The organism is Microcoleus sp. S1D4, assembly GCF_036700765.1.
Taxonomy (GTDB): Bacteria; Cyanobacteriota; Cyanobacteriia; order Cyanobacteriales; family Microcoleaceae; genus Microcoleus.
In genome coordinates this window covers 1-13,420 of the sequence record NZ_JAUBPP010000028.1, presented here as the reverse complement: position 1 = coordinate 13,420, position 13,420 = coordinate 1, and the positions used below count along the sequence as shown (strand labels likewise).

The window sequence follows — 13,420 nt, the reverse complement described above, 5'->3', positions numbered from 1 at the left end:
TTCTAGGAGCACTCAACTTATTGCCTTGAAGCGACACCCAACTGTTGAAACAGCATACTCGGCAAATAGGCCGCACCGCCTACCCATTCGGCTTCGCTGCTCAAATCTGCCAAATTTTTAAAGGCTTCAAAAATGCTGCCTGCCACCATTGTATTCTTGACGCGACCGACAATTTTGCCTTTTTCTACTTTATAGCCTAAGTCTAAATTGACTGAAAATTCTCCTGCTAACTGATTGGATTGACCGGCACCTAAAACTTGCTCTACTATTAGACCTTCATCCATGCTAGCAATCAAGTCTTGGATGCTGGTGTTTCCTGGGGAAATGCAGAAGTTAGTCAAATCTGGGCCTGGGCGCGACAATCCACCGCGAAAACCGTTGCCGGTTGATTGTACACCGGCGCGAGCGGCCCACCTGCGATCCCAATAAAATCCGGTGACGGTGCCTTTGTCTATCAAGACTTTGCGGGTGGTGGGCGTACCTTCGTCGTCGAAGGGACAGGCGGAAGGGCCTAAAGTAGGGTCTTCAAAAAAGGTGAAGCGTTCATCAAATAAGGTTTCGCCGATTTTGTCGGCTAGGGGAGAGGCTTTTTGGACGACTGCTTGACCTGAAAGGATGGTATCAAACAAACTTCCTAATGTGCTGGCGGCGGCTCTGGGGGTGAACAATACTGGGTAGGAACCGCTGGCGATGGTGGCTGGATGTTCGGCGAGGCGGTATTTTTCGAGGAGTGATTGGAGGATGCTGTTGGTGTCGATCGCCCGATCGCGCGCGACATCGTAACTGTATGCTTGCATAAAGTCTTCTCCTTTGACCAAATTGCCAGCAATAGTACCACTGACTATTTGGCTGCTTCTTTCGGCATACACATCTCGCGTCGTGGCAATTTTGACGCGGCCGCTGCGGACGTGAAAGCCTACATCTACCATAATATCGGGATTGTAGGCGTGAACTTGCTCGATGAGGTTTTTGCCGTTTTCGACTAATTCGGCAGTTGTGGGCGGAGTGTAGGTGGTTTCCGGGCCTTTTAGGTGGAAGTTGGAGGCGAGTTCAAATTCTGCGGGATCGCCGATTTCGGCAGTTTGAATGGCTGCATCTACTAAATCGTCTATCCGGGTTAAGTCTGTGGAACTGGCAAAACCGATTTTGCCATTGTAAATCAGCCGGAGTGCTACGCCTTGCAGTGCTTTGGTTTGCAGGGATTTGAGGCGATTGTTTTCAAATTCGATCGGCGTGTCTTGACTCGACAGGTAGTATACTTCAGCGGCCGAGGCTCGCTGAGAGGCCAATTTCAATATCTGTTCTATGGTGGAATCGCTCACAATAATCGCCTTTCTGGTTGGTCTTTGTTTTATTTTAGCGATTTTGGATGTGGCCAGAAACCGGGTTTTTTCCCAAAATATCGATACACCGCCGAAAAACTGCGAAAAACCCGGTTTGTTTGATTTTGGGTGTGACCAGAACTCGCAAAGACTTAGAAACCTGGTTTTTACTGAGAAGACGCGCTGTAGCCGACAGATTCGCAAAAAAAAAAAACCGGTTTCTCGACACCGGATCGTAAAACCATCCATCGCTTGATAGAATTCATCTTCCGAAGCATTTTATAGCGCCAAAACTTTTCCCTGGCTGGAAGAACAAGTTAACAGTTATTCACCTATCGAATGCTAGTGGCTAATATTGATCCCCCCCCGACCCAAAAGCCAATAGGTCATCATTTCTCCTCTTCCCTTGACCTGGATCGTACCCCTTGGCTCTAGTAAGTATTTATGCTGTAATTTGAGATAAGTCGCATCGGAGACTTGAATGTATCCCGGTTTACCGTGGGATTCCATCCTTGAGGCGATATTCACCGCATCACCCCAGAGGTCATAGATAAATTTCTTAATCCCAATTACTCCCGCAATTACAGGCCCCGTATTAATCCCGATCCGAATTTGTAGAGATTCCCCAAAAATATTCTCCACCTCTTGCATATAGGCGTGCATATCCAACGCCATGTTGGCGATCGCTTCGGCATGATCCGTTCGAGAAACGGGTAAACCACCAACTACCATGTAGGCATCCCCAATGGTTTTAATTTTCTCTAAACCATACTTTTCAGTGAGTTGATCGAAGGCAGAGAAAATTTGGTTCAAACCTGCTACCAATTGCATCGGCTCTATCCGAGCCGAGATCCCAGTAAAACCTACGATATCCGCAAACAAAATCGTGGCTTCTTCAAAATGTTCAGCAGGGGATTCATTAGTTCGCATGAGGCGATCGGCAATTTCTGCAGGTAAGATATTCAAAAGTAATTGTTCTGACCTTTCTTTTTCTTGGCGCAGTTCTCCAGTTCTTTGCTCCACTCTATCTTCCAACTCTTCATTTGCCAAATGGAGGGCATCTAGAGAATCCTTCAGTTGTTGGGTCATGCCGTTAAAAACGTTGGCTAATTTGCCAAGTTCAACGATGGAACTAACCTCGACTTGTTGGTTGAGATTGCCCCCAGCGATCGCTTCCGAAGCAGTGGTGATCCGCTCCACAGGACGGATAATCCGGCGAGCGGTCAGAATACCCAACAAAATTGCCAAAATCAAAGTTGCTAAACAGAGCAGGATTGTAGTCTGAGTATTAGCATGAATCTGATTCATAAAGTCTGCTTCTGGAATAGTCACCACCACCAACCAGTCAATACCTTTACCATCTCGAAAAGGATCGACTTGGACGAAATAATTTTTACCAGCGACGGTAAATTTCAGTTGATGAGATGCTTGGATATTTTGAAAATCATGAAACTGCTCTAGCAAAGCTTGACTCGCTTTTTTGGTGAGGGCATTGCTACTATTGACAACGTTGAGTCGTTCAATTCGTTGTTCTGGCAGTTGGACAACCTTGTCTGGGTAATATTGAAAGGGCTTTTCCCCTGTAGAGGTGGCAATCATTTCTCCAGAACGTTCCAGAATAAAACTTTGCCCAGTTTTACCAATTTTGAGTTTACTTAAAAAGTCCCCAAACATTACCAGATTTAAGCTTGCCATCCACACTCCTTGGAGAGCTCCAGTCTTGGTATATATGGGTTTCCCAGCGGCAATGTATAGGTATTTACCTGTAATGTGAGGATACAGTTTTGCCCAAACAGCTTGCTTTTGCTGCACTGGAATTTTATAGTAGGGGCGGTTGCGGGGGTCAAAGTTAGGTTTCCCGGCGTTGATAATTTCTCGGCGTTCCCCTGAAGGACTGGTGGTATAGGTCGTCAAAGTGTGGTTATTTTCTACCTCCGAAGTACGGATGACGATCGCGCCATCATCCTGCCGCTCACCAGCAAAAAACTCCTGATTTGGGGTAACAAAAGCTGCGGCAGCAATCAGGGGAAAGGCAGGGAGTTGTCCCCATAGAAACTTCTCTACGTCTCTCCCATTATTAAGATTGATACGGTTTTGGAGCAGGGCTGCATCATAGGTTTCAAAGGATTGAAAGGGAATAGCAACCAGATAAGTTAGATTTTGCTTGATGCGATCGCTAGTATCATTCCGCAACTGAGTAGCTACATCATTTACTGCTTTTTGACCGTTTCTATAGGAAAGATAACCAACAACAGCCACTGCTCCAACTGTTTGGACAACAAATGGAACAATTAGCAGTATTTGTAGGGAAATTTTTCTGAAAAGTCCAGGTAATAATGGCATCCTTAACAAGCTTTGGCAAGTAATGTTGCCATTACGGGACAAAAAATAACCCTGAGCGATAGATCGAACTGTTGCTGCCTATTTTGTCATGGACGATCGGAAATGCTGAATTTTGATACAATTTTTTACACTCAGCAAGAGTAACCCTTTGCTAAGGGTTGGAAATTAATATTTTTTCACCGTTTAAGTAGATAGGCCCTGTAAAAAGGAACTATGTAAACGATCGTCAAGTATTGAAATGCGCTAAGCGCGGCTGGGTTAGGGTTGTTTGCATTAAGTAGAAGTTAGCCTAACTTAGCCATACTAAAGAGCAAAAAATTATAATTGTTGCAATTAATGCCACCCAAATAAACCTATTATCTTTCGTATTAACCTGGCTCAAATCAACAGGTTCCGGTGCAACTAATTTGGGTTTGGCGTATTTGATATCAGCCTTGGGATTGGCTTGAAAACTGATTGATTGATTTTCATCCAAAGCTGCTAAATCGGGGATTTTGACCATCCATTCGGGAGGGATGGTGAGTTTGGGGGCTTCGAGTATGAATAGCAAGCGCTTTGCTTGCTGGCGGGTTTCTTGGCGGGGATGGCGGGTGAGTTTGCGGCAAAGCTCGATCGCCCTTTCTGTATCGCCAGAGGCTTCGTAGGCCGTCACCAGCCACATTTGCACCTCGCCGCCCAACCGGGAAGTGCGATCAACCAAACCGGTAGCTGTTTCTAAACTCTGGATAGCTTGAGCGTAGCGGCCGCTCTCAAAAGCTACTTGGCCTGCTTTATACTCAGTTTGAACAATTTCTAACTTTTCTGAAGTCACCAGCACCCACCCAATTGACACATATTACTTCCCAAATGCCCCAAACACTAGAATTCGCTGTTGTTTTGCGACATACCCGATTCATTGTCCCGTTTGGAACCCAGCAAGTCTAACTGGTCTACCTTAATTACCGGCTTCGAGCGATTTGAACCGGTATTGCGGTCTTGCCAGCGATCGAACTTCAAAGAGCCTGTTACGCCAATGAGAGAACCTTTGCGAACGTAGTCAGCAGCAATCTGAGCTGTTTTACCCCAGATTTCCAGATTGAACCAGTCTGGCTGATCGCTGTTTTTGGTTCGGCGATTGACTGCCAGCGTCAAATTACACTTAACTGTACCCGACTCAAAATATTTTACGTCCGGGTCGCCGCCGACGCGGCCTACTAAAGTCACAACATTAAGACTCATAAACTTTTTCGGGAATGTGCTCGATTGGTGGTGTAGTTAAACTCTCCTGGACTCGCGATCGTCTGCCAGCTTAACTTGTAACAGCGCGAATCAGGGCTTCATCCTGATTTTACACCCACTTACCAGAACATATTGATTGTGGATGATTGGCGAGTCTTCACTCAACTCGCGATCGACAATGTACGTTTCTGACTAGACTCAGAATGAAAAACGTAATAGAATCCACCTCGGTTACACTTTTGTAACAACATTATTGCACACATTAGTATTTTAGTTTGGGGGGGGGTACAAATCAGTGGGTCTTCTCAATCGATTTTCCTTATCTAGAGATATGGGTATCGACCTCGGTACTGCTAACACGCTCGTTTATGTATCCGGCAAAGGTATTGTTCTGCAAGAACCGTCTGTAGTGGCGATCGACCAAGACTTAAAAATACCGCTGGCTGTCGGAGAAGATGCTAAAAAAATGCTCGGGCGCACGCCAGGGAACGTTATAGCACTGCGCCCGCTTCGCGACGGGGTAATCGCAGACTTCGATACTGCCGAACTCATGCTCAAGACTTTTATCCGCAGGGTTCACGAAGGCCGAAGCTTGGTTTCGCCCCGGATAATTATTGGCATCCCCAGCGGTGTCACCGGAGTGGAGAGGCGGGCGGTCATTGAAGCGGCTACTCAGGCTGGCGCTAGAGAAGTACGTTTAATTGATGAACCTATCGCTGCGGCGATCGGGGCCGGACTGCCTGTTGCTGAGGCGACTGGCAATATGATTATAGATATCGGCGGGGGTACGACGGAAGTTGCCGTTTTGAGCTTGCAAGGTACGGTGATCAGCGAGTCTGTGCGGGTAGCGGGTGACGAACTCAATGAGTCGATCGTCCAATACATGAAAAAAGTTCACAATTTGGTCATCGGCGAACGCACTGCTGAAGAAATTAAAATTCAAGTGGGCTCTGCATATCCGACGACTGAGGATGACGACGTAATTATGGAAGTGCGGGGCTTGCACTTGCTCTCCGGTCTGCCGCGAACTGTGACAATCAAAGGCCCAGAAATTCGCGAAAGTATGTCGGAACCGCTTTCAGTAATTGTGGAAGCTGTCAAGCGTACTTTGGAACGCACCCCCCCGGAATTAGCAGCAGATATTATTGACAGGGGAATTATGCTGGCCGGCGGCGGGGCGCTGATGAAAGGTTTAGATACTCTGATCAGTCACGAAACAGGAATTGTCACTCATGTGGCAGCCGATCCTCTGTGCTGCGTGGTTTTGGGCACGGGTAGGGTCTTGGAAAACAAACAATTGGAACGGGTTTTCAGCGGGCAGTCGTCGCGCAATATGTAGTTAACAAATTTGGGATTTTGGATTTAGAAATAGGGCTGCCATCTCAAATCTAAAATCCTGACATAACAATTTTACATTACTGAGATTATGCTAAAAAACACAATCCGCAGGTGGTGGGATCTGCGTCTACCAATAGCTCTTTTAGGTTTAGCTGTAACTGCTGCTTGGGGAGTTAGACAAACACAAGGTGCTCCACTGTTTGAAGTTTACAATTGGGTGTCTCGTCCTTTTCAAGCCAACGGCTCAGGACAAGAGCAACTCATCTCGGCGCGGACTCAAGAATTGCAAGCGCGACTATTAGAATCGGAAGCTCAAAATCAAAAGCTAAAAGAGCTTTTAGGTTATGTTTCTGCTAAACAACCTAAAGGAATTGTCGCTCCTATTGTCGGCCGCAGCGCTGACCACTGGTGGCAGCAAATTACTTTGGGACGCGGCAGTAATGATGGCATAAAAACAGATTTTACTGTGATGGGCCCTGGCGGTTTGGTAGGTCGAGTTGTCAGCGTTACTCCTAATACTAGCTTGGTGCTTTTAGTCAGCGATCCTACGAGTCAATTGGGTGTGGGAATTACTCGCAGTCGCAACATGGGTTTTATGCGCGGTAAAGGCGGAAATCAGGCTGTGATGGAGTTTTTTGATAATGTTCCCAATGTCAAACCTGGGGATGTGGTTTCAACTTCTTCTTTCAGTCAGTTGTTCCCTGCTGGTTTGCCGGTAGGAAAAATCGTTTCCGTGGATATGAATAAAACTCCGGCTCCTGAAGCTATTGTTGAGTTTTCTGCACCGATGAATTCTCTGGAATGGGCGGTGATTTACCCTCACTCTAAGGAAGTTGAACAAAAGAATGCTGCTGGTGAATCTTCTACGCCGGATGGGGGAGAAAAGCAGTAATGAAGGCTTTATCTAGAATGTTTGGGCGATCGCGCAAATTTCTCAACTTTGGCGTTACATTTGCTTCTGTGCTGCTGTGCTTACTAATATTGCCTGCTCGGATGCCGGGAATGGAATTGCTGGGAATTAGCCCTAACTGGCTGTTAATTTGGTTAGTAGCTTGGAGCATTAAGCGGAAACGTACAGTTTGGGGAGCCGCTAGCATGGGCGTGGTTTTGGGGTTTCTTCAAGATGCGATGACTGCTCCTCATCCTAGCCACGCTGTGAGTCTAGTTATTGTAGGAGTCTTAACGGTTGTTTTGCTCAAAACCTGGTCGATTCCGGCGGATATTGTTGAGAGAGATCCGATTCCGATCGCCCTAATTGTGTTTGCGATGGCGGTGGTGGCGGAAACGGTAATGGGGCTACAATTTTTGGCTATGGGCGATCGGGGTTTAGTAGAAATTTGGAGCGATCACCAGCGAGTGGCTTTGTGTTCTGCTATTCTCAGCAGTCTTTGGGCTCCGGTGATTTATTTTCCCCTCAATCACTTGTGGGAAATGACTAGGAGTTTAGAAAAATCTTAGTCAGTAGTCAGTAGTCAGTAGTCAGTAGTCAGTAGTCAGTAGTCATTGGTCATTGGTCATTAGTCATTAGTCATTGGCAGTTGGTTGTTGGCAGTTGGTCTGAAAGCATTAGCTAATAACAACCAAAAACTAAAAACTAATAACTAGCAACCGACAACTAATAACAGTCATCCGACAACTAACAACAGTCAGCAGTCAACAGTTAACAGTCAGCAGTCAACAGTTAACAGTCAACAGTTAACAGTCAACAGTTAACTGTTGTCACTCAACGATCGCCTTTGGGGCCGCTCCTAATAAGTGATGAACGGCAATAATCAAGTCGCTGAGAATGAAATTAGGCTGGTGTTTTTGCAGTTGATGGCGGCTGCGAATGCCACAGGTAACGGCAATTGTAGGTATTCCCAATGCTTGTCCTGCGAGGATATCTGCTTCGGTATCTCCGATCATCCAAGCCGAACCGAGAGATGACTCAAATTCTTCGGCAACTTCAGCTAACAATTCGGTTTTTAAGGCTGTATAGTTGTGGTAGGCAGCATCCGGCATTTGAGTGCCGCGAATGCTGGTAAACAGTCTGGCTAAACCGTAATTTTGCAACAGTTGAACGGCTTGATGTCTCGGCCGCAGGGTGACTAAAATCAGCCGCACGCCGCGGGAGTGCAAAAGCGCGATCGCCCATTGCACTCCCGGCTGGATGCGATCTAGGTGCAATAAGTCTGGCTGATTGACAATCCGACTCACGCATCCGAGAAAAACGTGAATTTCTTCTCCCGACAAGCCGGAAGATTTGGCTATTTCAGCATCGGGGACTCGATTTTGTTTCATTTGCCAAAACTGCTGTTTGCTGAGGATTTGCAGGTTGAGGCTGATTCCTCGCTCGCTACAGGCTGCTTGAGTGTCGGCTAATCCCTGTTTGTAAGTGCTGTAGTAGCGATCGGACACATCGACAATCGGCCCGTCTAAATCGCAAAATACCGTTATTCGGGGGGACGAGTCAGCCTCTGATGGTAGCGTGTACTGAGGGTTTTCGGAATTGGGGGCGACAGCAGTTAACATATAAGGTTCAGTAAATCAAGGATAACGATACATTTCTTGACTTTACCAAGAATTTTATAAGTTATAAGACAAAATTTCAAGCTATATCATTAAAAAAACCTATGATAATTATGAGGATAGCTCTCAAAAAGGGCGATCGGGCAAATCGTCGATAAATTCCAGGGAAAAAGTGATTTTTGTAGCTGTTGATATTTGCTTTAGCCATTAAAGTTTAGAATTAAGTTTTTAGTCTTTTGTAAATTACCCATGCTCAAACAAAGCGATTTTGTTAGGAATCCAGACACTAATCGAGTAGAGGTGCTTTCCGAAGCACTACCTTACATTCAAAACTTTGCTGGCCGCACAATTGTAGTCAAATATGGCGGTGCAGCGATGAAAGATAGCACTCTCAAAGACAAAGTAGTTCGGGATATTGTGCTCCTAGCTTGCGTGGGGATGCGTCCGGTTGTAGTTCACGGCGGCGGCCCAGAAATTAATATTTGGCTGGAAAAATTGGGAATTGAGCCGCAATTTAAGGATGGTTTGCGAGTAACTGATGCGGCCACAATGGAAGTCGTAGAAATGGTTTTAGTGGGGAAAGTAAATAAGGAAATTGTTTCGTTAATCAACCAAGCAGGCGGCAAAGCAGTGGGATTGTGCGGCAAGGATGCGAATCTGATTCAAGCTCGTCCAGATGGCCGCGAGGGAATTGGATTTGTTGGTGAAGTTAGCGGCGTGGACACCAACATTTTGGAGTCCTTGGTGAACAGCGGTTATATTCCCGTGGTATCGAGCGTGGCGGCGGATGAACGCGGTCAATCTTACAACATTAATGCTGACACCGTAGCCGGGGAAATTGCGGCTGGTTTGGATGCAGAAAAGTTGATTTTGATGACTGATACTGCGGGAATTTTGGAGGATTATCACAAGCCGGAGAGTCTGATTGCTAAGTTGGATATTCAAGAAGCGAGACAGTTAGTTGAGTCGGGAGTTGTGTCTGGGGGGATGATTCCGAAGGTTAATTGTTGTGTGCGAAGTTTGGCTCAGGGTGTGAAGGGCGCTCACATTATTGACGGGCGAATTCCTCATGCTTTGCTGCAAGAAATATTTACGGATGCGGGGATTGGCTCGATGATTGTTGCTTCTGAGTTTAGCGGGGGGAAGTTAAGGTATAAGTAGGGCGTGAATTTTAGTTTGGGGCGGGTAAGTGAAGCGATAAATCATTGCTTTACCCGTCCAGAGAATTGCTTTCTAGTTTGCCAGTAGGACTTGTGGAAACTGTTGTTGAAGTCTATGATACGGGAAGAGAATGTCAGTATTTAGTGGAATTTGCTGATAGTCAAGGGATTGAATATGCTATGGCTATTTTGAAGGTATATGAAATTTTAATTCCGCAATATGAACTTGCAGTTGCTTAGTAATGTGAGGGGAATGAAAGTTGGATAAGGGATCTCGCACTTTCGGACAATAAGGGATCTCGCAATGCAGGGATTCGACATGGAAAAGGCGATATCCCTTTTGGTTGTTTGGGGAAAAAAGGGATAGCGCTATCAATCTTTACTCTCGAATGCGAATTCTGTAAACTTCTACCAGTAGTAATTTACCTCGATAATGCTCCTCACTATCGTGCAATGATAAGTATTCTGTTAGCCTTGCCATCAACTGAGGAATTATTTCCGGGTGATTTCTCAGTTGAAGAGAAATGATTCCTTAATATGAACTTGGCGGATAAGTCACAATATCTGCGAAGTCTCCATTGAGAGAAACAAGTATGGTATTTAATTCCTGAGCTTTGACAATGACAATAGTATCTGGAGATTCAATTGGAATGTAATCTCCCCCTACAAAAACTTCATGTTCGTTATCGCGAAGGATTTGAATAATAGACTTAGGAACGCATTGGTCAATAAAGAATCTTAAACTCATTAGGCAACTGTTTCAAAATTCGACAAATCGCGAGCATAATCAAGACAAGCAGCTATCTGTTCTTTGGCGATATCTGGAAACTCATCTATGATTTGTTCGACAGTGTTATTGGATGTTAAATATCCTAAAATTAGACTAACGGGAATTCTAGTTCCTTTGATTCTTGGTTTACCTCGCAGTACATCGGGGGTACTAACGATATGTTCTCTCCAGTTTACAGGCATAACTTGTCCTTGTTTAATCTGATAAGTTATATTATCTAATCTGACAACTTATATTTTAACTTAAGGAAAGGCGAGATCCCTTTTGGTTGTTTCGGAGAAAAGGGATCTCGCAATGCACGGACAATAAGGGCGATTCCCTACGGGATAGCTTCGCACGCGCGTACTTTGGGATTCATCATGGGAAAGCCAAGATCCCTTTTGGTTATTTGGGGGAAAAGGGATCTCGCCACAAATAGTAAAATCTGCTTAACATTTGAAAAGTGAATATTAGGTCATGTTAAACTACAATTAGTCTGACGGCGTTGTAGGGTAAGTTATAATCAAGATCGATCTGTCCGGTTAATCTCCCATGACTACACAATCTGCTTCGCGTTATGTCGCACCTCACCCTGAAATCTTGCAAGGGGAACCAATTATCGCGGGAACGAGAACTTCCGTGAATTGTCGCGTTTGGGTATTACTCCTGAAGAAATTCCGATGCAATTACCTCATCTGAAATTAGCTCAAATTTTTGACGCATTGAGCTTTTATTTGGATAAGCAGGAAGAAATAAATACTTATATTGAGCGCAATCGAATTCCCGAAGAATTGATTCATCCTGCTGTGAAAGCTGCCCTAAAAAAAACGTGAAACTATAATTTATTTGTTATACTTTAGGCATAATGCTAGTTGGTAAATCAGATGAACACGATCGCGATCGCCCTTTCAGATGAACGCCTACTAAAATTACAAAAACTCGCGAACAACTTAAATGTCTCGATAGAAGAGTTAGTTTTAATAGGCATAGAAAACTTACTCGCACAGGAAAAAGTTTCTTCACAAAATACCGCTCAAAATATTCTCAACAAAAAGGCTGAAATCTCCCCAGAGATAGTTAACAAATTTTATGCACTAGCCTCGGATTGGGAGGAAGATGTTGCTGGACTGTCTTCAACTGCCCAAATGTCTCAGCATCCTGCCTATCAGGAAATTATTAGTATGGGAACTAAAATCCTACCGCTGTTGCTATCAGAATTGAAAAAAAATCCTGTTTACTGGTTGTCGGCTTTGGGTGCAATTACGGGGGAAAATCCGATTAAACCAGAACAAAGGGGAAGGATAAAACAGATGGCTTCAGCTTGGATTGAGTGGGGTATAAATCAAGGCTACGCGATTGAAGAGAATGTATAGAAGACCCGAATTTGAATTTAAGTGGCCGAATTTGTATCGCACGGATTATCAAATTACTAGCCCCAAATCTCAAGAATATAACTGCTTTGCAGGGGCTGCTGGGGAAGAGGATCGTTGGTGGCAACCGATACCTGGAGAGCAATTTTATTGGCCTGACGGCGTGCCACAAGAGGAGACTCTAGAAGCGTATATTCAGGCTTATGAAATGCTGGGATATGAAATTTGTAAAGGCGATAGATTAGAAGTTGGATATCAGAAAATAGGGCTCTATGTTGATTCCAAGGGTATTCCAACTCATGCAGCCAGACAATTGCCTAATGGTAAGTGGACGAGTAAGCTTGGCTGGTTGGAAGATATCGAACACGAACTTGATGGATTGGTTGGCGACAGGTAGGGAGTTGTCGGTCACATTCTCAAACGTGCGGTAAATTAGGGGAGGAATCTCGCAATGCACGGACAATAAGGGCGATTCCCTACGCGATAGCTTCGCACGCGCGTACTTTGGGATTCAGCATGGGAAAGGCGAGAGCCCTTTTGGTTGTTTCGGGGAAAAAGGGAGCTCGTACTTTCTCTAACTTTACGTAACTGGCTTCCAACTATTGAGAGATTCCCGAATCGAACTTAATTGACTGAGGTACTCAATAAGCTTGGCTTTTTGATACTCAAGACGAGCCAGAATTTCCGGCGCTTCTGCTTCTTTCGTTTCCCGTTCCTTCAAAACGCTATCGAAGTCATTTTGAAACCTGTTGATGTAATCATTGATTTGGCGTTCAGCACTTCTGAAATCAGTAGAAACCTGTTTGTTAATAACTCGTTCTAACAAATCTCTGTTTCTAAAAGTTTGCCGATCTATTTTTAGATTTATTGACTCTAATGTTTCTCGTAAATTAACTTCAAAGAAATTGCGATTTTTGGTAACAGGTTCATCAGTAAAATAGACTTGATCGGAGTCACAACAACGACTTTTTTTACCTTTTTTCCTTTCTATTTCTACCACGGCTACTTGTACATCTTTAATTCTTGCATCAATTCCGGGAAAATCAAAACTTGGAAACTGAATCGGGTTTATGTTCAGTTTTACTTCTAAAGCATCACCAAGATAATTAGATAATTCATCTGATATTTCTTGAATATCTTCTTGAATTATTATTGCCAATTTTTCGCGAATATTCGTCCCCTCTCGAACTAATTCATCCTGAGTATCTATCCACCAACTTTGAATATAGGGCGGACAAAACTTATTAATTGTTTTAATTATTTTTTCAGCTTCAGCCTTAGTTTTACACCGAATAATGTACGGATCAAACTCTTCACTAAGCTGAGACGCAGCTAGATTGTATAATATAAAAAAATAAGCAATCATTAGTTATAGTGTATGCCAGCCAAAAA

General features: G+C 44.5%; 16 protein-coding genes. 8 read left to right on the top strand and 8 right to left on the bottom strand.

From position 1 onward, the window contains the following. Positions 1–17: 17 nt before the first annotated feature. From QT998_RS23255 to QT998_RS23240, 4 genes are all read right to left on the bottom strand, one after another. Positions 18–1,322: a TldD/PmbA family protein gene (locus QT998_RS23255; protein ID WP_333089619.1), complete on the bottom strand. Its 1,305-nt coding sequence runs from the start codon at positions 1,320–1,322 to the stop codon at positions 18–20. Positions 1,323–1,664: 342 nt separating this feature from the next. Next, on the bottom strand, positions 1,665–3,665 hold the full coding sequence (locus QT998_RS23250) for an adenylate/guanylate cyclase domain-containing protein (protein ID WP_333089618.1): 2,001 nt from the start codon (positions 3,663–3,665) through the stop codon (positions 1,665–1,667). 289 nt (positions 3,666–3,954) lie between these two features. Beyond that, a complete protein-coding gene (locus QT998_RS23245; RefSeq protein WP_333089824.1) occupies positions 3,955–4,476 on the bottom strand; it encodes a tetratricopeptide repeat protein in 522 nt (173 codons plus the stop codon). Positions 4,477–4,523: 47 nt separating this feature from the next. Next, entirely contained in the window at positions 4,524–4,883 is a 360-nt protein-coding gene (locus QT998_RS23240; protein WP_333089616.1) for a single-stranded DNA-binding protein, read from the bottom strand. Positions 4,884–5,214: 331 nt separating this feature from the next. Here QT998_RS23240 and QT998_RS23235 point away from each other — a divergent pair, with 331 nt between their 5' ends. The 3 genes from QT998_RS23235 (at position 5,215) to mreD (ending at position 7,679) form a co-directional block, all read left to right on the top strand. Continuing rightward, positions 5,215–6,222: a rod shape-determining protein gene (locus QT998_RS23235; protein WP_194009048.1), complete on the top strand. Its 1,008-nt coding sequence runs from the start codon at positions 5,215–5,217 to the stop codon at positions 6,220–6,222. Between the two features lie 87 nt (positions 6,223–6,309). Beyond that, positions 6,310–7,113 carry a rod shape-determining protein MreC gene (gene mreC, locus QT998_RS23230; protein WP_333089615.1) on the top strand — a complete coding sequence of 268 codons (804 nt, stop codon included), beginning with the start codon at positions 6,310–6,312 and terminating at the stop codon, positions 7,111–7,113. Beyond that, positions 7,113–7,679, top strand: a complete 567-nt coding sequence (gene mreD / locus QT998_RS23225; RefSeq protein WP_333089613.1) for a rod shape-determining protein MreD — start codon at positions 7,113–7,115, stop codon at positions 7,677–7,679. The genes mreC and mreD overlap by 1 nt, the downstream gene beginning before the upstream one ends. A gap of 261 nt (positions 7,680–7,940) precedes the next feature. Here the strand turns inward: mreD and QT998_RS23220 are convergent, their stop codons facing one another. Beyond that, positions 7,941–8,732, bottom strand: a complete 792-nt coding sequence (locus QT998_RS23220; RefSeq protein WP_333089611.1) for an HAD family hydrolase — start codon at positions 8,730–8,732, stop codon at positions 7,941–7,943. Positions 8,733–8,978: 246 nt separating this feature from the next. Here QT998_RS23220 and argB point away from each other — a divergent pair, with 246 nt between their 5' ends. Together argB and QT998_RS23210 are read left to right on the top strand one after the other, a co-directional pair. Beyond that, on the top strand, positions 8,979–9,890 hold the full coding sequence (argB, locus tag QT998_RS23215; protein ID WP_333089610.1) for an acetylglutamate kinase: 912 nt from the start codon (positions 8,979–8,981) through the stop codon (positions 9,888–9,890). A gap of 44 nt (positions 9,891–9,934) precedes the next feature. Then, positions 9,935–10,129: a DUF4926 domain-containing protein gene (locus QT998_RS23210; RefSeq protein WP_442921544.1), complete on the top strand. Its 195-nt coding sequence runs from the start codon at positions 9,935–9,937 to the stop codon at positions 10,127–10,129. A 292-nt stretch (positions 10,130–10,421) separates the two neighbouring features. Here QT998_RS23210 and QT998_RS27585 read toward each other — a convergent pair whose 3' ends face one another. Both QT998_RS27585 and QT998_RS23205 read right to left on the bottom strand, forming a co-directional pair. Then, positions 10,422–10,637: a DUF5615 family PIN-like protein gene (locus QT998_RS27585; RefSeq protein WP_333207949.1), complete on the bottom strand. Its 216-nt coding sequence runs from the start codon at positions 10,635–10,637 to the stop codon at positions 10,422–10,424. Continuing rightward, positions 10,637–10,861 (bottom strand): DUF433 domain-containing protein, encoded by a 225-nt coding sequence (locus QT998_RS23205; RefSeq protein WP_333118026.1) that lies wholly within the window; start codon positions 10,859–10,861, stop codon positions 10,637–10,639. Before QT998_RS23205 ends, QT998_RS27585 begins: the two co-directional genes overlap by 1 nt. Before the next feature lie 477 nt (positions 10,862–11,338). Between QT998_RS23205 and QT998_RS23200 the strand changes: the two genes are divergently transcribed. The 3 genes from QT998_RS23200 to QT998_RS23190 are packed head-to-tail and all read left to right on the top strand — an operon-like array spanning position 11,339 to position 12,425. Further along, positions 11,339–11,491 carry a hypothetical protein gene (locus QT998_RS23200; protein ID WP_333118028.1) on the top strand — a complete coding sequence of 51 codons (153 nt, stop codon included), beginning with the start codon at positions 11,339–11,341 and terminating at the stop codon, positions 11,489–11,491. Between the two features lie 39 nt (positions 11,492–11,530). Next, positions 11,531–12,031, top strand: coding sequence for a hypothetical protein (locus QT998_RS23195; protein ID WP_333118029.1), 501 nt, complete (start codon positions 11,531–11,533; stop codon positions 12,029–12,031). Next, positions 12,024–12,425 carry a DUF7689 domain-containing protein gene (locus QT998_RS23190; RefSeq protein WP_333118031.1) on the top strand — a complete coding sequence of 134 codons (402 nt, stop codon included), beginning with the start codon at positions 12,024–12,026 and terminating at the stop codon, positions 12,423–12,425. The genes QT998_RS23195 and QT998_RS23190 overlap by 8 nt, the downstream gene beginning before the upstream one ends. Before the next feature lie 183 nt (positions 12,426–12,608). On the opposite strand, the gene QT998_RS23185 is transcribed toward QT998_RS23190, so the two are convergent. Further along, positions 12,609–13,394: a hypothetical protein gene (locus tag QT998_RS23185; RefSeq protein ID WP_333118033.1), complete on the bottom strand. Its 786-nt coding sequence runs from the start codon at positions 13,392–13,394 to the stop codon at positions 12,609–12,611. Positions 13,395–13,420: the final 26 nt, after the last annotated feature.